The organism is Thiohalocapsa sp. ML1, assembly GCF_001469165.1.
Lineage (GTDB): Bacteria > Pseudomonadota > Gammaproteobacteria > Chromatiales > Chromatiaceae > Thiohalocapsa.
On the sequence record NZ_JABX01000037.1, the window covers coordinates 22912 to 41485 of the forward strand.

Here is an 18574-nt window from a genome sequence, read left to right on the forward strand (position 1 = left end):
GGGCCTCTCGGCCGCCTGTTTTTGCCCTGGCTCGGCTTCGTGCTGTATCCGACGCACCGGCTGGTCAAGGCGCGCAAGGTGGTGGCGGCGACGCGGCGGCTGGGGGCCGCGTTCGCGGCCTGGCGCGCCGGCGGCATCAGCTTCGCCAAGCTCGACGCTGCCGTGCAGGGCTGGATCAATCACGTGCGCTACGCGGACAGTTGGGGGCTGCGGGAGCGGGTGCTGGGGCGGTTGGTGTGGTGATGCGTATGCAGCGCCGCCGGCGGGTGGCTGACGTGGCCCCGCGCAGGACAGGCATCCCCCGCGTCGAGCCGAGCGCCACCCCGCGCGCGACCCGCCCGCCGCGTTGCTAGAATTCGGCACAGATGCCGACACAACCGCAACCGTTCGCGGTGGAGCCTGCCCATGACCCACAAAGCCCTCGCCGGCCAGCGCGGACCCTTCCGCGTCGATCAGCTCAAGTCCGGCGACCCCTACGAGCTGTCCGGCGGCCATCCGGTGGCCTGCCTGCCCACCGGCGGGCGTGGCGCCAAGGCCAACCTGGTCGGCGCGCAGGTGCTGGCGACCGACCCGGACGTCGCGGAGGCCGGTGTCGATACCGGCTATGCGCTGTCCGCGGACACGCTGCGCGCGCCCGACGTGGCCGTCGGCAACGTGCCGAATCGGCCCGGCTGGGTCCAGGGCGTGCCGCCGCTGGCGGTGGAGTATGCCGACACCGGCCAGGACGAGGCCGAGCTGCGCGAGAAGATCGCCGATCTGCTGGGTGCCGGCACGCGCTGGGTCTGGGTGGTGCGGCTCGGCCTGCCGCGGCGGGTGGAGGTGCATGCGCCCGGCCAGCCGATGCTCACCCGGGTCGCCGGCGAGCTGCTGGAGGCGCCCGGCGTGCTGCGCAATCCTGTGGCCGTGGAGGCCCTCTACGATGCCGAGGCGGCCAATGCCGCGACCCTGCGCAATCTGTTGCAGCGCGCGGGTTACGACGGGCTTGATGGGGTGCGCGCGGAGGGTAAGGCAGAGGGCATCGACGAGGGTCGCCTCGGCGGGTTGCGCGAGGCGGTGCTCGGCCTTGCCGAGGCGAAGGGGCTGGTGCTCGATCAGGGGCTGCGCCAGCGGATCGACGCCTGCACCGACCCGGCCCAGCTCACCGGCTGGCTGCGCGCGCTGGGCACGGCCGCAACCGGCGCCGAGCTGGCGGGCATCATCCCCGGCTAGGGCAAGCCCACCAGCCAATGCCTCGGCGCACCGGGCGCACAACGCCCGCAGACACGATTCCCTAAATTGCTTGACGGCGCCACCTGTTGGCAGGTATGTCAAGTTTCCTGGCGACAAGGCGCTTGAGGGAGTAGGGCCGAGGGCCGAGGGCCAAGGGAGCCCGCCTCGGCCCTTGGCCCTTGGTTCAATGCGCCGACGAGCGGGCTGCGCAAGACGAGGCGGCGTGCCCTGGTCGGTCTGAGGCTCTGCCTCGCTAGCCCCTAGCCCCTAGCCCCCAGCCCCTCTCCCCCCAATCCAGCCTCCGACTTCATCACGTGAAATACGTCCGTGATGGCCTGCGGGTCGCCGGGGGGCGGCACGTTGCTGAGCAGGGCGGCGTCGGAGTCCGGGTCATCGGGGTGGTAGCCGTGCATGCCGGTGATGGGCTTTAGGCCCATGTGGCTCGGCACAATGATGACGCCCGGGTTGGTGAGAAAGATCAGCTCGCCGTATTGGTGCCCGTCGAAATCGCAGCCGAGCGCTGCCAGCTCGGCATCGGGCAGGATGCGGCCGTTGGGCTCCTGCTCCAGCGCGGCGACGATGCGCCGCCGGGCGTCTTCGTGCTTGAACCAGAAGCGGCCCATGGTGCTGTCGTAGGTGGCAACGTAGTCCTTGTCGAAGGCGAGCCCGAGCGCCTCGATGCGGGCCATGAGATCGATGTGCGTGTGCACGGTGGCCATGCCGTGGTCGGAGCAGACGAACAGTCGCACCTCGTCGTAGTGCCGCTCGGCGACCTCCAGCAGCGCGTTCAGCTCGCGCTCGTACCAGGCGAGCTTGGCGTCTACCTGCGGGCTCTCCTTGCCGACGTCGTGCAGCAGCGCGTCCATGGCGGCCATGTACAGGAACGCGAAGCGGATGTCGCCGCGCTCGATGTCGGCCTTGACGGCGGCGAGGTTCGCGTCCTCCGGCTCGCGCCAGTTGGACACGTGGTAGGGCACCCGCGCGCGCTCCAGCAGGTCGAAGATGTTCTCGCCGCGGTTCAGGCCGCCGGGCTTGAACAGGTCCTTCTTCTCGCAGTAGTCGAACAGCCCGATCCGGCTGAAGGGCAGGCTGTAGAGCTGAAAGTAGCCGGTGTAGCCGTAGGCGCGCTTCACGAGCTTGCTCAACTGGTTGCGCACCCGCCCGCGGTCTACGATGCTGCGGGGCAGGACGCTCAAGGCCTTAAGTGGCTTGAACGGCGAGCTGGCCGGGTCGTAGTAGAAGAACGACCAGTGCTTGTGCTCCCGCGGCGTGAGGCCGGACAGGATGGACGGCACGCAGGCGGACGAGAAGCCGAACGTGGAGCGGAGCTTGCGCCGGTGCGGCAGGCGCTCTTCAAGGAAGCGACGCCCGCGCAGCACCTCCCAGCCGAGCGCATCGATGAAGCAGACAATGGACAAACGCTTGTCGGCGGTGCTGGTCATGCTGGCCTCCGTTCGGGTTACGGCAGCGTGGGCGCTCGGGTGTGTCAGTCTGCCTTGCCGAAGGCGCGCACGGCGGCGGCCTCGTCGTCGAAGATCTGGAACACCGTGTGCAGGCGCGTCAGCTCGAACAGCGCGCGGATGGTATCGCTCATGCGCGCGAGGTAGACGTCGCCCTCCATCTTGCGCGCCGCCTGCAGGCCGGCAACCACCACGGCGAGCCCGCTCGAGTCCATGAACAGCGTTTCGCCGAGATCAACCACGACGCGGCCGTTGCCGGACTGGATGATCTGCTTCAGGTCGGCGCGGGCCTCGCCGGCGTTGGCCATGACCAGGCGTTCCGGCAGCGTGACGACGTCGACGTCGTGTTCTTGTCTGTGCGTGAGGCTCATGAGCTGGCTCCAGGTTAGGTGATCTCGTCAATGAGGGGTTCGCCGACGGCTTGTGCGGACCCCGCGCCGCCGGGCGGGTCAGCGCTGCCCGGTGTGCGGGGCCGGCCCCCGGCGCGAGTCAGACTGCTGTCGGCAAAGGTCGGATCAGCGTCAATCGATTGACTCCGTCCACGCGTTCGTAGTGTATATCCGGAAACCCGGCGCGGATGATCTGCCAGCCGCGCCCGCCGTCCGCCTCCGCGGGCGCCGGCTCGCCGCTCGGCAGGGGCAGCGGCATCGGCATGCCCTCATCGCGGAGCTCGAAGCGCAGCGCCGCCGGGGTGCACTCGCAGCCGACACTGATGGGCTGTCCGGGCGTCAAGCGATAAGCGTGCTCGACGATGTTGTTGACCGCCTCCACCAGGGCGAGCTGCAGGCCGAAGACCTCCATATCGTTGCAGCCCGCCGCGCGAGCCAGCGGCATCAGGCGCGCCTCGATCAACGCATGCCAGGCCATGCCCTGCGGATCGCTGCTGAAATGGATGTCCTCGCGCTGCATGGGTGACACTCACTCGGCGGCACTGGGGCGCTCGATGATCAGGAGGGACACATCGTCCTCCAATTCTGCATCGCCGCGCCAGCCCAGCACGGTCTCGCGCAGCAGCTCGGCCAGGTCCGCGCTGCTCTGTGCTCGGTTCGCGGCTAGGAGCCGGCACAGGTGGTCGAGGTTAAACGCGTTCCCGTCGATGTCGAAGCAGTCGGTGATGCCGTCGCTGTAGGTGATCAGGCGCTCGCCGGGGGCGAGGTGGAAGCGCTCCGCATCGTACGCGGCGCTGTCGAACATGCCCACCGGCAGCCCGCCCTTCGGCAGGAGCTCCACCGAGCCGTCGGCGCGCAGCAGGAGCGGTTGCGGGTGCCCGGCCAGCGCGATGCGCCCTGCGCCGGTGTGCGGATCGAGCACGCCGTAGATGACGGTGGCGTAGCTGGTGACCTCGCCGTCGGGGTTGCACAGCTCCGCGTTCAGCGCGGCCAGCAGGGCGGCGGGGTCCAGGTAGGTGCCACTGCCGGCGACCGACCCCGCGGCGCTGGCATGCGGCACCAGGGAGCGGCTCAGGCTCGCCGACAGGAGTGCCGCCGGGATGCCGTGGCCGGCGACGTCCAGGTGATAGAAGCCGATCTCGTCGGCGGACACCGGAAAAAAATGGAAGCTGTCGCCGGAGATCTTCGCGGCCGGCAGGAACAGCCAGCCCGCGCGCAACGGCGCGATGCTGGCGTCGGACACCGGCAACGACTCGCGCTGGATGCGGGCGGCGGCGGCGAGGTCGTTCTGGATCTGGCCGTAGGCGCGGTCCAGCGCGTCGTGGCTCTGCTTGAGGCGCCGGTTCTGCTCGGCGAGGCGCTCCTCCAGCCCGAGAATGCGCACGCCCACCTGCAGGCGGGCGCGCAGCACCTGCGCGTCGAACGGCTTGCCGACGAAGTCGTCAGCGCCGGCGTCGAGGCCGTAGACCAGGTCCGTGTCCTCGGTGCGGCCGGTGAGCAGCATGACGTAAACATAGTGCGAGAAGTCTTCGCGCCGAATGGCTGCGCAGACCTCGGGGCCGCTCATGCCGTCCATCATCCAGTCGCAGATGACGAGCCGGATGTCGCCGGCGCGCAGTCGCTCCAGCCCCTCCGCACCGTTGCTCGCGAGCACGGCCTCGAAGCCCCATTTGCGCAGGAGCGCGCGTACGTATACGCGCAGATCGAGTGCGTCGTCGATGACGAGCACTTTGAGCCGCGGCTGCGCTGCGGGGGCCGCTGCAAGGTTGTCCGCGGCTGTGCTGATCTGCGCTTGCGATATGGTCATGTTGGTTGGGCGGTGCCAAGGGGCACGGGCAATGCGCCGACCCGCTGGGTGCTGATGAAAACCCTTATTGCAGCATTGCAAAACGCGACGCGCCGTGCGCCGGTTTGCGAACTGCAACGGCCGCAAGCCGGCCTTGGCCGACAGGCTGTGGCGACCGCGCGACGCAGGTTGGCACAGCCCCGGGTTACGAACAACAGCATCCCCGTAGGGTGGGGCAACCGCCTGGCCTCGGCCGGCTGCTTGCTGCCGTTCGTCGCCGAGCAGCCAAGCGCAACGGAACCGTTCTGCGATATGGCGCGGTCTTTGCTTATTTATGGCTGCTGGCGGCTGCTGCTTGCTGGGCAAGGCATCGGCATGAGGCTCGGCGGGCATCCGAGAACTTGTTCCGCCGGGCCGTGCCTGGACTATCATTAACTAGGTTGCTTGGGGGCGTGGAATGTTTGCAGGTGAGTCAAATTTCACGACGAAACGGCGCTTGAGGCAAAAAGGCCGAAGGCCAAGGTCCAAGGCAGACCTCCTCGGCCCTTGGCCCTTGGCCCTTTGTTGCACTTACGCGAACGAGCGGGCGGCGTAAGACGACGCTCCGTGCCCTGGTTGGTCTGAGGCTCTGCCTCGCTAGAGTCTAGGAGATTACCCCAAGATGACACACGAGATTTCACCTGTTTTCGGCAAGACTTACCCTGCGCAACGGGCGCTGGCGTGCGCTGCCGGCCTCTGGCTTGTGCTGGGGGCGACCCAGGCGCTGGCCATCAGCGACATGTCCAAGAGCATCTACTCGATCGAGATGGATCCCAAGGATCTGAACGCGATCCAGGCGCTGCTGCCTGAGCAGACGGTCAACAGGGCTTTCGTCAACAGTACCGTGGACCCGAACCTTCGGCTGCTCGAAAAGGCCGAGGTGTCGCTTACGTTCATCGACGAGGGTGCCGGCTACAAGAACAGCTTCGGCTACTTTCTGTTCGACGACGACAACAACATCCTCGATACTCAGACGATCTTCGCGAACGCGAGCAAGGAGATCGACAAGATCGGCGGCGGCGCTGCCGACAATAAGAAGTTCGGCGGGCTCGAAGCCGGCGATACCGTGGATCTCGGCGTGTTCGACGCGGGCACCAACATCGGCTTCTGGCTCCAGGCCGACGGTTTCAACAGGCCGCAAGGCTATACCTACTACACGCTGGACCACCTGAACCCGGACGGCTTGCGCCACGTCGCCATGATCGCCGACGTGGTCAACGAGCGCGTCATCCTCGGCGTCGAGGACCTCTACAACCTCGGCGATCAGGACTTCAACGACATCGTGTTCACCTTCACCGCCTCGCCGTTCTCGGCCATCGACATCGCGAGCTTGCCTACCGGCGCGCCGGAGGCCGGCTCGATGGCGACAGCGTTCATCAGCGCCTCGTTGTTCGGCGCCTACGCGCGCCGCCGCGCTCGTCGCCGCGGCGCACGGGACCATGATGGGAGCGCCGATGACGGCACCCGCAGCGCCGGCTGATCGGCATCGCCGAACCAAGTTGATCGCCGCGATTGTCGCGGCGATGACCATCGTGAGCCTGCTTGCGCTCGTGGTCATTGTCGCCCGCGAGCAGATCTCGGGTTCGGCCATCGCGGTGCACCATGGACGCGACAGCGGCGACGCTGACGGCCAGCGCGTCGCCCTGGAAGCCCTGCTCGCGCAGGACCCGCACGACGACACCGCCGTTGCCGAGCTCGCCGCTCTCGCCACCGCGGACGGCCGCTGGCTAGAGGCGGCCCGGCAATGGGGCACGCTCGCGAAGCTCGACCCGCTGCATCCCGACGCGCGCTTCGAGCAGGCGCGCGCGCTCCTCGCCGCCGGCGACGTGCCCGGCGCCGAGGCCGCCCTCGCCGAGGCCGGCGGTTCCCTGGACGGCCGCAGTCATGCACTCGTCGCGCGCGCCGCGCTGCTGCGTGGCGATCTTGCGCGTGCGCGCGAGGCAGTTGCACAGGCCGAGGCGGCGGACCCCGATCTGCCGGCGGTGCAGCTTCTGCTCGCCGACTTGGCCTTTCTCGACGGCGATGACGAGCGTGCGAAGCCCCGCTACACCAGGCTCGCCGGTGACCCGGAGACCGCCGCCGCGGCCGCCATTGGCCTCGCGCAGATCGCGTTGCGCGCCGGTGACACGGAGGCGGCGCTGGCGGCGCTCGTGTCCGTGCCCGGCGACGCCGGCCGGCAGGCGCTGACCGCCCGGGCGTCGCTGTATCGGCAGATGGGGCGCACGGGCGAGGCGGAGCAGGACTATCGCGCGCTGATGGACGCGCATGGCCCGCTGCCGGACCTTGTTGTCCCGCTCGCCGAGCTCCGCGGCGCCGCGCAGGACGCAGCGGCTGTCATGGAGCTTCGGCGCGCGCTCGCGGGTACCGATGCCGCCGATCTCGCCGCCCGACACTATCTGCAGGCTATCGAACGCTACCTGGGCGGCGACGCCGCCGCCGCGCGCGACTACCTGGGCTGGGCCGCGGATTTTTTCTCTGGCCGCGACCTGTACCGCTGGATGCAGCTCGACGTCGGCGCCGAGCTCGGCGATCCCGCATTGGTCACGGCGGCCTTGACGCGCATCCAGGCCGGGGTCGTGAGCCCGGAGCGGCGCGCGCGGGTCGCAACGCTGCTGACGGAGCGCGCCGCGGCCTTTGCCGACGGCGGTGATGCGGCGCGCGCGCAGATGCTTGCCGATGCCGCGCTTGGGTTGCTGCCCGACTTTGCATCGGCACAGCTCGTCGCGGCGCGCGCCGCGCTGCTGGCTGGTGACGATGAGCGTGCGCGTGCGCTTGCGAGCGCGCTCGAGGACGACCCCGAGCATCGCGCGGCCGCGCTGGAGGTGTCCGGCCGGGCGGCGCTCGCGGCTGACGATTTCGACGGCGCCGCGGCGCAGTTCCGGGCGCTTGCCGAGGCCCTACCCGAGGCCGCCGTGGGCAGCTACTGGCAGGGTGTGACGGCGGCGCGTGCAGGGGATCTCGCCGCCGCCGAGGCGTTGCTGCGCGAGGCCTATCGCCGGCGCGCCGACCCGCGCATTGAGGCCGCGCTGATGGACGTGCTGATGCAACGCGCCGATTGGTCCGCGGCCGATGCCTTGGCCACGGCGGTGGCGGCATCGAGCGATGCCGCGACCCGTGCCCGCGGCCTTGCCTATCGGGGCGGTCTGCTGGAGGCGCAGGGCGAGCTTGAGCCGGCCGCCGCGGCCTATGCCGAGGCGGCATCGGCGGACCCGCGGCGCGCGCCCTACGCCTTGGCCGCGGCGGACCTGCTGATGGCGCAGTCGCGCTGGGACGCCGCGCGCGCGGTGCTCGCCACCGCCGCGGCACAGCATCCCGACAACCGCTACATCGCCTTCAAGCGCGCGCTGCTGGCACAGCGGGCCGGTGCGAACGAGGAGGCCGAGCAGCGCTACCGCGACCTGCTTGTCACCAGCGCCGACTGGGCACTGCCCATGGTGAACCTGTCCGAGCTGCTCGACGACACCGCGGAGGCCCTGACCCTGGCGGAGCGGGCCGCGACCTTGGCACCGGATTGGCCGGACGCGCATTGGAATCTCGCCCAGCGCCGCGCCGCCCTGGGGGACGACGGCGGCGCCGCAGAGGCCGCCCGTGCCGTGCTCGGGCTGGCGCCGGAGCATGCCGAGGCCCAGGCGCTGCTCGACCGGCTGGGTAGCGCCCGCCCTGGCGGTGCAACTGGCGGTGCAACATGAGCACGCGGGCGGGTGCCGAGGGTGCCGAGGGTGCCGTCGGCGCCGGCCCGGCCGCGTGGCCGATGGCGCGGGTGCTCGCCGCGCCGCTGCTGACGCTGGCGCTATTGGCGCCGAGTCTGCCCTGGATCTGGCGGGCCTGGTTCTCCTCGCCCCTCGACGCCTGGGGCTGGGTGTTTCTGCTGCTCGGCTGTCTGTGGTGGTTCCTGGTGCTGGACCTGCTCTCGGCGGTGCCGTCGGACGCAGGCTCGGCCGTCGATCACGCCGGTTGGCCCTGGTTGGCGCTCGGCGTCGGCGTCGCGGTGCTCGGGCTTGCGCTCGACGTGCGCGTGGCGCTCGCGGCGGCGGCACTCGCCTGCGGCTGGGCCGTCGCCTGGCTGCTCAACGGCGGGCGGGTCGCGCTGCTGCTGCTGCCGGCGCTGCTGCTCGGGCTCTTGGCGCTGCCCACCACGGGCTACCTGCTGCAGCAAGGCTGGATCGCGCTCGGCGGGCTGCTCGGGCTCGCCGGCTGGTCGGCGCCGGCGGGGCCGGGCGTGCTGCTGCTGAAGGCGGGGGTCGCGCTCGGGGCGCTCGCGCTCGGGCTGCTGCTCGCCTGGCTCGGGCGGCTCGGCCGGCTCGGCGCGCCGCGACCGGCCATCACGGCCTATGCGGTCGCGGTGCTGGTCGGTGCCGCCGGGCTCGTCCTGGCGCTGAATCCGCCCGCGTTCGGCCCGCCGGTCGCGCTGGTGGAGGACGAGTGGGCCTTCGGGTCCTGGCTCGGCGCCGAGATCCCGGTCTCGCCGGCGGAACAGCGGCTGTTCGCCGACAGCCGCCGGCTCAGCAAGCGGCTCTATAGCACCCGCGACGGCCGGCGCGTGAGCGTGCTGCTGGTGGAAAGCGACGATGTCCATGCCCTCCACACGCCGGAGTATTGCCTGAGCGGCAGCGGCTGGCGCCTGTCGCGGGATGAGGCCTTGCGCGATGCGGACGGACTGGGCTTCGGGGCCGAGGCGCCGGCGGCCGGCGTGCTGACGGCGGCGCGCGGCAGGCAGCGGCTGTCCGGTGTGTATTGGTTCTCCTCACCGCAGCGCTCGAGCGGCGATCTCGCCGGGCTGCGGCTGCAACGCCGGCTCACGCCGGGGGAGCGCTATTCGATGACGCTGGTGACCGCGGTGGGCGATGCGGACGCAAGCGCCGAGCAGGCGCTTGGGGACTTCGTGCGCGAGGCGCCTTGGACGGCGCCGGCGCCATGAGCTGCCACCGCACGCCATGAGCGTGCCGGGCCACGCAGAGGCGGTGGCGGGGGCTGCCCGCTGGTGGCCGCTCGCGGTGGGCGCGCTGCTGGTCGCAGCGGGGCTCCTCGCGCAGCGCCCGAGCGTGCTCATGGGGGAGCCGTTGGCGCATCTGCTGCTGGTCGGCACCGCCGCCCTGCTGCTGCTGCATCGGCTGCGGCAGGCCGGCACGCTGCGCTGGGGGCAGGGCGACAGCGTCTGGCTCGGCGTCGGGCTGGCGCTGGCCGCGGCCGTCGCCGGCTTTGCCTCGCCGCTGGCGGGGGCGCTGCGGCCGGTGCTGCTCCAGGGTGCGCTGGCGCTGTTGCTGCTGAGCGCGGTGGTGGTGCTGTTCGGCGCGCGCATGGCGGGGCGGCTGGCGGCGCCGATCCTGGTGCTGTTTCTGTTCGTGCCGGTGCTGCCCTTGTTCGAGGCGGCGCTGAGCTATCCGCTGCGGCGGCTCTCGGCGCTATTGGCCGCTGGGCTGCTGTCCGTCGGCCCGGGCGAGGTGCGGCTCGCCGGCACGGAGCTTAGCTGGGGCGAGCTCAAGGTCAGCGTCACGTCGGCCTGCTCCGGTCTCACGCTGCTGCAGAACCTGCTTTGGGTCGCGTGGTGGACGGTGCTGCTGCGCCACGCCGGGTTCCGGCCGCGCTTCCTGCACGCGCTGCTCGCGGTGCCCGCCGTCATCATCGCGAACACGCTACGGGTGGTCGCGCTGGCGCTCGGTGCGGCCTGGTTCGGGGAGGGCATCCTCACCGGCACGCCGCACGTCGTCATCGGCTGGGTCGCGGTGGCGCTGGCGGCGGGGCTGTTCCTGGCGATGGAGCAGGTGTTTCCGGCGACGGCGCCGGCGCCGGACTGACGCCCGCGGGGTGCGCCGCGTTGCCAGCGGGGTAACCCCCTCGGCATACTGCCGGACTGTCGTTAGCTCAACCGCGCGCCCGCCCGGGCGACGCCGAAGCCGCAATGCAAGACCTGATCCACGCCACCTTTGCCGCTCACGTTGCGGTGCTGAACGACACCGCCGCGCTGGCGCCGGACATCGCCCGCTTCGCGGAGCAGATCGGTGTCTGCCTCGGGCGCGGCGGGCGCGTGTTCTGGATGGGCAACGGCGGCAGCGCCGCGGACTGTCAGCACTTGGCCGCGGAGCTGGTGGGCCGCTTCGAGCGCGAGCGGCCGGGGCTCGCGTCCATCGCGCTGACCACGGACAGCTCCATCCTGACCTCGGTGGCCAACGACTACGGCTTCGAGTCCGTGTTCGCTCGCCAGGTCGAGGCGCTGTGCCGCGACGGCGACGTGCTTGTGGGGCTGTCCACGTCCGGCAACAGCGCCAACGTGCTGCGGGCGATGGAGCGCGCCGCGGGCCGCGGCGTGTTTCGAGTCGGTCTCACCGGCGCCGGCGGCGGGCGGCTCGCCGAGACCTGCGAGCTGTGCCTGACGGTGCCGTCCGGCGTCACCGCGCGCGTCCAGGAGGCGCACATCGTCATCGGCCACATCGTCTGCGACCTCGTGGAGCGGCAGGTGACGGGCACCGGCGGGCAGGGGCCGCGCTGATGTTCCGCGTGCCGGAGCGGGTTCGGGCTGCCGTCGCCGGGCGCTTCGGCGCCCGCCGCGTGCTGGTGGTCGGCGACCTGATGCTGGATCGGTATCTCACCGGGGCCGTCGGCAGAATCTCCCCGGAGGCGCCGGTGCCGGTGCTGCGCTTGGGGGGCGAGCGGGTCGTCGCCGGCGGTGCCGCAAACGTCGCGCGCAATCTCATCGGGCTCGGGCTGAGCGTCGCCGTCGCCGGCGTGTGCGGGGCGGACGCCGACGGCTCGGCGCTGACCGCGCTGCTCGATGCCGCCGGCATGGACCGGGCCGCCGTGCTGGTGGACCTGGGGCGGCCGACGACGAGCAAGACCCGCGTCGTCGCGAGTGGTCAGCAGATGCTGCGCATCGACAGCGAAGACACCGCCGCGTTGTCCGCGCCGCTCGCGGATGCACTGGTGCAAGCGGTGCTCGCGCGTTTGCCGGACGCACAGGTGCTGCTCTTGTCCGACTATGCAAAGGGCGTGTTGAGCGCCGACGTCTGCGCACGGCTCATCGATGCCGCCGCGTCCCGCGGGCTGCCGGTGCTCGTGGACCCGAAGGGGCGCGACTTCTCGCGCTACCGCGGTGCGACCCTGCTGACGCCGAATCGCGCCGAGCTGGCGCTCGCCACGGGCGCGGATGCCACGGATCTGGACGGGCTGCTGGCGCAGGGCGAGGTGCTGCGGGCGGCACTCGGGCTCCGCCAGGTCGTGGTGACCCTGGGCGAGCTGGGCATGGCGCTGCTGGATGGCGATCACCCGCAACCGACGCGTGTGCCGGCGGTGGCGCGGGAGGTGTTCGACGTCTCCGGTGCCGGCGACACCGTGATTGCCAGCATCGCGGCGGGGCTTGCCGCCGGACTCGACCCCATCGATACAGCCCATCTTGCGAACCTCGCGGCCGGTGTCGTGGTCGGGCACCGCGGCACCGCGGCCATCACGGCGGCGGAGCTGGCCGCGGCCATCGCCGGCGAGGCGGCGCTGGAGCAGGCCGCGAAGGTGCGCGGCCTCGCCGACATGCGCGCGCAGGTGGAGGCGTGGCGCGCGGCCGGCGAGCGTGTCGTCTTCACCAACGGCTGCTTCGATCTCCTGCACGTCGGCCACGTGACCTACCTGGAGCGCGCGCGCCGGCACGGGCAGCGGCTCGTGGTGGGGCTCAACACGGACCGCTCGGTGCGCGCCCTGAAGGGGCCGGAGCGCCCGCTCATTGGCGAGCAGGACCGCGCCCGGGTGCTGGCCGCGCTGGCGGCGGTGGACGGCGTCGTGCTGTTCGACGAGGACACGCCCATCGAGCTGATCCGGGCGCTGCGCCCGGACGTGCTGGCGAAGGGCGCGGATTATCGCGAGGACGAGGTCGTCGGCGCCGCCGAGGTCAAGGGTTGGGGCGGGCAGGTGGTGCTGGTGCCGCTGGTGGCGGACCGCAGCACGTCGGCCATCGTCGCGCGCATGCATCCGGACGGCTGACGGGCGGCGGCCGTGGATTGCCCGAAGTGCGGCGCACCAGGCCAGGCCGGGCGGTCCATCTGCGGTGCCTGCGGTGTCGTGTTCGAGAAATACTGGAAATACCACCCGCGGCCGGACGGCACGCCGCCGCCGGAGCCCGTACTGCGGGAGCCGGCGCGGGCGGCGCCGATGCTTCGGCACGCGCGCACCGGCCTCCTGGCGCTCCTACTGCCGGAGCCGGACGCGGACCCGGCGACGGGCTGGGCGCGGGCGGCGCTGCTGGTGCTGCTGGTGGTCTGGGGGCTGTGGTTCATCACCTCGTCGGTGGCGAGCAACGCGGCGGGGCAGTCGTTTCTGCACCTGGTGAACCTGCCGTTCCACGAGGCCGGGCATGTCTTTTTCGGCATCTTCGGCCAGTTCATCGGCTCCCTGGGCGGCACGCTCGGGCAACTCCTGATGCCGCTCATTGCCATGCTGGTGCTGCTCTTGCAGACCCGCGACCCGTTCGGCGCGTCCGTGGCGCTGTGGTGGTTCGGCCAGAACTTCATCGACATCGCGCCCTACATCAACGATGCCCGCGCCGGGCAACTGCCGCTGCTCGGCGGCAACTTCGGCCATTCCGCGCCCTACGGCTTCCACGACTGGGAGTACCTGCTGACCGAGACGGGTCTGATCCGCATGGACCAGCAGATTGCGCAGGCGAGCCATCTGCTCGGCAGCCTGATCATGTTGCTCGCGCTGGCTTGGGGGGCGGTGCTGGTCTATCGGCAGCTCATGGCGGTGCGATGAGCGACGCTCCGTCGTTGTCGTTGTCGTTGTCGTAATCGATCGTCGCGCGATCACGACCACGAGCAGCGTCTCCCCGCAAGCTTCGGTTCAAGCTCCGCTCAGGGATCACCCGGCCAATGATCCAGGTCGAGCAGCGTCTCGATGCCGTAAGGGCACTCGGCAGGGAAGGTCGCCTCGGGCAGACCGGTTTCGTTGGCGGCGTTGAAGACTGCGTCCGAGTGCAGTTCCGCGACGATATCGGCAAGCCGCCTGCGCAAGCTTGGGCTTTCGTCGAGGCGGTGGTGGATTGAACGCCGCGCGTTGTAGGTCGAGCCGCGCCAACTGCTGCTTCGGTGGTCCGTCCGGTACTCCCACTTGAGCAGGTGGGTGATCAGTACCCGCAGATGACGACGTAACGCCCGGGCTTCGCTGCGCGCCATACCCTCCAATTCCTCGGCAATGTTGTCCGTGTCCAACGCGTCCAATCGGCCCGTGCGCAGGAGCGCAGCGTTCTCAAGGAGCCAATCGACGTAGTCGATCTCGTACAGCGCGGACAGCCGTTCGGCGTTGGCCGGGGCCTCGTGCCGGGGCTCGGGCTTGGCAACAGCGGACCTGGCGGCATCGCCTCGTGTTGCGGAAGTGGTCCCGATTATGGCAAGCGTCAGCCGCGCCCGGCCGCATAGCGCGCGCGCTCGGCCATGCAATCCGACCCGCCCATGTCGAATTCGCGGCAGGGCAGGGGCCGCAGCGCGTAGATGCCGCAGTGCATCGCGCTACGGTCGAGCGCCGCGCACCAGCCGTCGTCGAGCCGGCGCATGACGAGATAGCCCTCGGCGTCCGTGTCCGTCAGGTGCTCGGGGATGTCATAGTCGCCGATGCAGAGCACCTCGAGCCGGCAGCAGGCGGCGGGGCAGGTGGTGCAGGTCACGTCTTGGGCGTTCATTCTCGACTAACGGCCCGTCCGGGAAATCGATCGCATTTCACGCGAACGGTTTCTCAAAATCAGGCGCCGGCCGCATCATCCCCAATAGCCCTCGAATGAGTTTCCTTACGCGCTCGGACTGCAGCCGCTCTCCTACGGCTTCCTTGAACTCCGTAATATCGCTACATTCGGTTGCTGGCCAGTCAGGGGAATCGTTTATCGTCGCAGGAAACGAATCGATTCCGTGGGTTACGGAAAGTATCTGCTGCGTGTAATTATCGAGGCTGGGCGCGACTATCGATAACGAAACTATGAAGCGGCCTTCTCGGGTCTTCATCTGGACTATTCCATAGAGCAAGCCTTTTGTGTTCCTCTTCAGCGCCAGGGCCTGTTCCTCCAAAACGAACTTGACCGAGTCGATCTCGGAAACCTCCGGAATTTCACCCCAAAGGCTGTCAGGAGCATGGGCGGATACGTTCATCTCGATATCCTCTTGGCTAGAGGCTAACGGCCATGGCGACCAGCGCCACCCCGCAGGATGAAAGGCGCCGCTCGCCATGGTCGTTGCCCTCACCCCGGCACTCTCCCAGAGGGAGAGGGAGATTAAGGAACGCGCCGCGCGCGACTTTCATGGTAAAGAAAAGGGGTAGCGCGCGACTCTGCCCGAGATCCGCGCCTACTCTGTTGCTCGATAGTACTTTGCCAGCTCCGTCTCCGACATGCGGGTCAGCATGTCCCGCGGGAAGGCGCTCATGAGCTCCCAGGCCAGGTTCAGCGTGGCGTCGATGCTGCGGTCCTCGGCCTCGTCCTGGGCGACGAAGCGCTTGTCGAAGTCGTCCGCAAACTTGAGGTAGCGCCGGTCGCGCTCGGACAGCTCATCGGCGCCGATGATGCTGGCGAGGTTGCGCGTCTCCAGCGCGCGGGCGTACAGGGCATAGAGCTGGGCGGCGACGTGCGGGTGGTCCTCGCGGGTGTCGTCCTTGCCGATGCCGTCCTTCATCAGCCTTGAGAGACTGGGCGAGATGTGCACGGGCGGGTAGATGCCCTGGTTGTTCAGCTCCCGCGAGAGCACGATCTGGCCCTCGGTGATGTAGCCCGTGAGGTCCGGAATCGGGTGGGTGATGTCGTCGGACGGCATGGACACCACCGGCATCATGGTGATCGACCCATGACGCTCGTGGATGCGCCCGCAGCGTTCGTAGATCTCGGCCAAGTCGGAGTAGAGATAACCCGGATAACCCTTGCGTGCCGGCACGTCGCCCTTGGCCGTGGCCACCTCGCGCAGCGCCTCGGCGTAGTAGGTCATGTCCGTCATGACCACGAGCACATGGCGGTCCAAGTCGTAGGCCAGGTACTCGGCGGCGGTCAGTGCCGTGCGCGGCAGGGTCAGACGCTCCACCGGCGGGTCGTCGGCAAGGTTCACGAACATGACCACGTTGCGCAGCACGCCGGAGCTGGCGAATTCATCGCGAAAGAACTTCGCGTCCGCGTAGGACACGCCCATGGCCGCGAAGACGATGGAGAAGCTCGTGTCCTCGTCCTTGAGCTTGGCCTGGCGCACGATCTGCGCGGCGAGCCGGTTATGGGGCAGGCCGGAGCCGGTAAAGATCGGCAGCTTCTGCCCGCGCACCAGGCTGTTCAGCCCGTCGATGGTAGAGATGCCGGTCTGGATGAACTCTCGCGGATAGGTGCGTGCGGCGGGATTGATGGCGGCGCCGCTCACGGGTCGGCGGGTGTTGGACAGCACCGGCGGCCGACCGTCCCGGGGCTCGCCCAAGCCGTTGAACTCGCGGCCTAAGATCTCGGGCGACAGCGCGATCTCCACGGGCTCGTCCAGGAAGCGCACCCAGATATCGTTCAGGTCCAAGTCGTCGGTGCCCTCGAACACCAGGATCAGCACCTCGTCGTCCGCCGCCCGAATCACCTGCCCGTCGCGGGTCTCGGCGCGGCTGTCGGTGATGCGCACGCGGTCGCCGAAGGCGATGCCGGGGGTGTGCTTGACCGAGATAAGTCCGCCGCGGGCCTCGCTGGCGGTTCGGTATTCTTTGATGCTCATGGGCGGAAGTTCCGAGTGGAAAGGAGCACGTATTGCGGGGCAGCCGGAGAGCGCTCAGCCTGGGGCTCGCGGCAGCGCGGAACGACGACGTTCCCGCGCCTTTGTCGGCCCTTGGCCCTCGGCCCGCTCTTCATCCGGTCGTCTAGTCGGTCGTCTGCTTCGCGTATTCGATGCGGATGCCCTCAAACGCCTGCTCCACCTCGCGCGCAAAGGCGCGGATGCTGTCCACCTGGTCGCTGTTGTACATGGACTTGCAGCGGCGGACCTTGGCGAGCTGCGGCATCTCGGCGAGCTCTGCGACGGGCACGCCGAGCTCGATGAGCGCCATGCCCTTGTCGTAGATCGACAGGGTCAGGTCCAGCAGCGCGAACTGCTTTTCGGGCGAGCAGAAGGTGTCCACCTCATCGAGCGCGCTTTGCTGCAGCACGCCTTCCTTCACCAGGGAGGCGCCTTCGAGCTGCCAGCGCTGGGCATCGGACAGCGCCTCCGGGCCCACCAGATTGACGATGCGCGAGAGCTCGGCGTCGCGGGCGAGCAGTGCTAGCGCCTCGGTACGGCGCTGCTCCCAGCGCCGGTCGACCTCCTCGTGCCACCACTGCGCGGCGGTATGCACGTGGGCCGAGAAGCTCGTGACCCAATCGATGCTCGGGTAGTGGCGGGCGTCGGCCAGCTCCTTCGACAGCGCCCAGAAGGTCTCGATGATGTCCTTCGTGTGGCTGGTCACGGGCTCCGAGAAGTCCCCGCCCGGCGGCGACACGGCGCCGATCAAGGTGACCGACCCCGAGCCCGCGTCGTAGGTCTCGACCCGCCCGGCGCGCTCGTAAACGGCGGCGAGCCGCGAGGACAGATAGGCCGGGTAGCCTTCCTCCACCGGCATCTGCCCGAGCCGCCCGGACACCTCGCGCAGCGCCTCCGCCCAGCGGCTGGTGGAATCCGCCAGCATGACGACGTCGTAGCCCATGTCGCGGTAGTACTCGGCGACGGTGAGGCCGACATACACCGACGCCTCGCGCGCTACCACCGGCATGTTGGAGGTGTTGGCCACCAGCAGCGTGCGCTCCATGAGCTTGCGCCCGGAGTAGGGGTCTTCGAGCTTCGGGAAGCTCTCCAGCACGTCCACCAGCTCGTTGCCGCGCTCACCGCAGCCGACATAGATGACGATGTCGGCGTTGGACCAGCGCGCGATCTGCTGCTGCACCACGGTCTTGCCGGCACCGAAGGGGCCGGGCACGGCGCCCTTGCCGCCCTTGAGCTGCGGGAAGAAGGTATCGATGACGCGCTGGCCCGTGATCAGCGGCGAGACGCCGTCGTCGCGTCTTCGATAGGGCCTTGGTCGGCGCACCGGCCAGCGGTGGTACAGGGCGAGCCGATGGCTGGTGCCCTTGGCATCGCGCACATGCGCGATGGTGGATTCGATGTCGTATTCGCCGGCCGGCGCGACCTCCTCCAACTCCCCCGCCATGCCCGGCGGCACCAGGATCTTGTGCAGCACCGTGGCGGTCTCCTGCACGGTGCCGAGCACGCTGCCGGGACCGACCTGCTGGCCGGGCTCCAGCGCGCGGTTCGGCTCGAACTCCCACTGCCGGGCGCGGTCCAGCGCCGGCACGTCGATGCCGCGCGCGATGTAGTCGCCGGACTGGAGCGCGATCTTCGACAGCGGCCGCTGCACGCCGTCGAAGATGCCGCCCATGAGCCCGGGGCCGAGCTCTACGGACAAGGGCCAGCCCAGGCCGACGGCGGGCTCGCCCGGGCGCACGCCGTCGGTGGCCTCGTAGGTCTGCACCACGGCCTGGCGGCCGGACAGCGAGATGACCTCGCCGACCAGGCCGATCTCGCCGATGCGCACCTGCTCGCCGCTGCGGATGCCGGGGAGGTCGATGGTGACGATGGGGCCGTTGATGTCGCGAACGACGCCGAGGCGGTCTTTACTCATGGTTGCCGGTAACCTGAATCGAGGGCCGAGGGCTGCACTTCAAACTTCAAACTTCAAACTTCACATTT

18 protein-coding genes are annotated in these 18574 nt (G+C 69.7%); 9 read left to right on the top strand and 9 right to left on the bottom strand.

The features are described 5' to 3' along the window. Positions 1-21 precede the first annotated feature (21 nt). Both ML01_RS19810 and ML01_RS19815 read left to right on the top strand, forming a co-directional pair. A complete protein-coding gene (locus ML01_RS19810; RefSeq protein WP_058557124.1) occupies positions 22-243 on the top strand; it encodes a hypothetical protein in 222 nt (73 codons plus the stop codon). Positions 244-405: 162 nt separating this feature from the next. Then, the gene (locus ML01_RS19815) at positions 406-1209 is read left to right on the top strand and encodes a Uma2 family endonuclease (protein WP_058557125.1); all 804 of its coding nucleotides are present in this window, start codon (positions 406-408) and stop codon (positions 1207-1209) included. A 260-nt stretch (positions 1210-1469) separates the two neighbouring features. Here ML01_RS19815 and ML01_RS19820 read toward each other — a convergent pair whose 3' ends face one another. From ML01_RS19820 to ML01_RS19835, 4 genes are all read right to left on the bottom strand, one after another. Next, complete coding sequence (locus ML01_RS19820; RefSeq protein ID WP_058557126.1) at positions 1470-2651, bottom strand: alkaline phosphatase family protein; 1182 nt, start codon at positions 2649-2651, stop codon at positions 1470-1472. A gap of 44 nt (positions 2652-2695) precedes the next feature. Continuing rightward, positions 2696-3040: an STAS domain-containing protein gene (locus ML01_RS19825; RefSeq protein WP_058557127.1), complete on the bottom strand. Its 345-nt coding sequence runs from the start codon at positions 3038-3040 to the stop codon at positions 2696-2698. Positions 3041-3158: 118 nt separating this feature from the next. Then, positions 3159-3578 (bottom strand): ATP-binding protein, encoded by a 420-nt coding sequence (locus tag ML01_RS19830; RefSeq protein ID WP_058557128.1) that lies wholly within the window; start codon positions 3576-3578, stop codon positions 3159-3161. Positions 3579-3587: 9 nt separating this feature from the next. Further along, positions 3588-4865, bottom strand: a complete 1278-nt coding sequence (locus tag ML01_RS19835) for a PP2C family protein-serine/threonine phosphatase (RefSeq protein ID WP_058557129.1) — start codon at positions 4863-4865, stop codon at positions 3588-3590. A 640-nt stretch (positions 4866-5505) separates the two neighbouring features. Between ML01_RS19835 and ML01_RS19840 the strand changes: the two genes are divergently transcribed. The 7 genes from ML01_RS19840 (at position 5506) to ML01_RS19870 (ending at position 13616) form a co-directional block, all read left to right on the top strand. Next, on the top strand, positions 5506-6363 hold the full coding sequence (locus ML01_RS19840) for a DUF4114 domain-containing protein (RefSeq protein WP_082674465.1): 858 nt from the start codon (positions 5506-5508) through the stop codon (positions 6361-6363). Continuing rightward, positions 6338-8572: a tetratricopeptide repeat protein gene (locus ML01_RS19845; protein ID WP_058557131.1), complete on the top strand. Its 2235-nt coding sequence runs from the start codon at positions 6338-6340 to the stop codon at positions 8570-8572. Before ML01_RS19840 ends, ML01_RS19845 begins: the two co-directional genes overlap by 26 nt. After that, positions 8569-9801, top strand: coding sequence for an exosortase-associated EpsI family protein (locus tag ML01_RS19850; protein WP_058557132.1), 1233 nt, complete (start codon positions 8569-8571; stop codon positions 9799-9801). Before ML01_RS19845 ends, ML01_RS19850 begins: the two co-directional genes overlap by 4 nt. A 16-nt stretch (positions 9802-9817) precedes the next feature. Next, positions 9818-10678: an archaeosortase/exosortase family protein gene (locus ML01_RS19855; protein ID WP_058557133.1), complete on the top strand. Its 861-nt coding sequence runs from the start codon at positions 9818-9820 to the stop codon at positions 10676-10678. Positions 10679-10782: 104 nt separating this feature from the next. Continuing rightward, the gene (locus ML01_RS19860) at positions 10783-11370 is read left to right on the top strand and encodes an SIS domain-containing protein (protein WP_058557134.1); all 588 of its coding nucleotides are present in this window, start codon (positions 10783-10785) and stop codon (positions 11368-11370) included. After that, on the top strand, positions 11370-12848 hold the full coding sequence (rfaE1, locus tag ML01_RS19865; protein ID WP_082674468.1) for a D-glycero-beta-D-manno-heptose-7-phosphate kinase: 1479 nt from the start codon (positions 11370-11372) through the stop codon (positions 12846-12848). Before ML01_RS19860 ends, rfaE1 begins: the two co-directional genes overlap by 1 nt. Positions 12849-12926: 78 nt before the next feature. Then, positions 12927-13616, top strand: coding sequence for a zinc ribbon domain-containing protein (locus ML01_RS19870; protein WP_254045326.1), 690 nt, complete (start codon positions 12927-12929; stop codon positions 13614-13616). 98 nt (positions 13617-13714) lie between these two features. Here the strand turns inward: ML01_RS19870 and ML01_RS19875 are convergent, their stop codons facing one another. The 5 genes from ML01_RS19875 to ML01_RS19895 all read right to left on the bottom strand — a co-directional run bounded on the left by ML01_RS19875 (position 13715) and on the right by ML01_RS19895 (position 18506). Beyond that, positions 13715-14299 (bottom strand): DUF29 domain-containing protein, encoded by a 585-nt coding sequence (locus tag ML01_RS19875; protein WP_371258227.1) that lies wholly within the window; start codon positions 14297-14299, stop codon positions 13715-13717. After that, positions 14257-14538 carry a YkgJ family cysteine cluster protein gene (locus ML01_RS19880; protein ID WP_058557136.1) on the bottom strand — a complete coding sequence of 94 codons (282 nt, stop codon included), beginning with the start codon at positions 14536-14538 and terminating at the stop codon, positions 14257-14259. The genes ML01_RS19875 and ML01_RS19880 overlap by 43 nt, the downstream gene beginning before the upstream one ends. 37 nt (positions 14539-14575) lie before the next feature. Further along, the gene (locus ML01_RS19885; RefSeq protein ID WP_058557137.1) at positions 14576-14998 is read right to left on the bottom strand and encodes a hypothetical protein; all 423 of its coding nucleotides are present in this window, start codon (positions 14996-14998) and stop codon (positions 14576-14578) included. Between the two features lie 195 nt (positions 14999-15193). Continuing rightward, entirely contained in the window at positions 15194-16573 is a 1380-nt protein-coding gene (locus ML01_RS19890; RefSeq protein WP_058557138.1) for a V-type ATP synthase subunit B, read from the bottom strand. Positions 16574-16715: 142 nt separating this feature from the next. Beyond that, a complete protein-coding gene (locus ML01_RS19895) occupies positions 16716-18506 on the bottom strand; it encodes a V-type ATP synthase subunit A (protein ID WP_058557139.1) in 1791 nt (596 codons plus the stop codon). Positions 18507-18574: the final 68 nt, after the last annotated feature.

Excerpts from the sequence above, each read along its gene's own strand:
- ML01_RS19815 (WP_058557125.1), top strand. The coding sequence starts at position 406 with ATGACCCACAAAGCCCTCGCCGGCCAGCGCGGACCCTTCCGCGTCGAT.
- ML01_RS19820 (WP_058557126.1), bottom strand. The coding sequence starts at position 2,651 with ATGACCAGCACCGCCGACAAGCGTTTGTCCATTGTCTGCTTCATCGAT.
- ML01_RS19825 (WP_058557127.1), bottom strand. The coding sequence starts at position 3,040 with ATGAGCCTCACGCACAGACAAGAACACGACGTCGACGTCGTCACGCTG.
- ML01_RS19830 (WP_058557128.1), bottom strand. The coding sequence starts at position 3,578 with ATGCAGCGCGAGGACATCCATTTCAGCAGCGATCCGCAGGGCATGGCC.
- ML01_RS19835 (WP_058557129.1), bottom strand. The coding sequence starts at position 4,865 with ATGACCATATCGCAAGCGCAGATCAGCACAGCCGCGGACAACCTTGCA.
- ML01_RS19840 (WP_082674465.1), top strand. The coding sequence starts at position 5,506 with ATGACACACGAGATTTCACCTGTTTTCGGCAAGACTTACCCTGCGCAA.
- ML01_RS19845 (WP_058557131.1), top strand. The coding sequence starts at position 6,338 with ATGACGGCACCCGCAGCGCCGGCTGATCGGCATCGCCGAACCAAGTTG.
- ML01_RS19850 (WP_058557132.1), top strand. The coding sequence starts at position 8,569 with ATGAGCACGCGGGCGGGTGCCGAGGGTGCCGAGGGTGCCGTCGGCGCC.
- ML01_RS19855 (WP_058557133.1), top strand. The coding sequence starts at position 9,818 with ATGAGCGTGCCGGGCCACGCAGAGGCGGTGGCGGGGGCTGCCCGCTGG.
- ML01_RS19860 (WP_058557134.1), top strand. The coding sequence starts at position 10,783 with ATGCAAGACCTGATCCACGCCACCTTTGCCGCTCACGTTGCGGTGCTG.
- rfaE1 (WP_082674468.1), top strand. The coding sequence starts at position 11,370 with ATGTTCCGCGTGCCGGAGCGGGTTCGGGCTGCCGTCGCCGGGCGCTTC.
- ML01_RS19880 (WP_058557136.1), bottom strand. The coding sequence starts at position 14,538 with ATGAACGCCCAAGACGTGACCTGCACCACCTGCCCCGCCGCCTGCTGC.
- ML01_RS19885 (WP_058557137.1), bottom strand. The coding sequence starts at position 14,998 with ATGAACGTATCCGCCCATGCTCCTGACAGCCTTTGGGGTGAAATTCCG.
- ML01_RS19890 (WP_058557138.1), bottom strand. The coding sequence starts at position 16,573 with ATGAGCATCAAAGAATACCGAACCGCCAGCGAGGCCCGCGGCGGACTT.
- ML01_RS19895 (WP_058557139.1), bottom strand. The coding sequence starts at position 18,506 with ATGAGTAAAGACCGCCTCGGCGTCGTTCGCGACATCAACGGCCCCATC.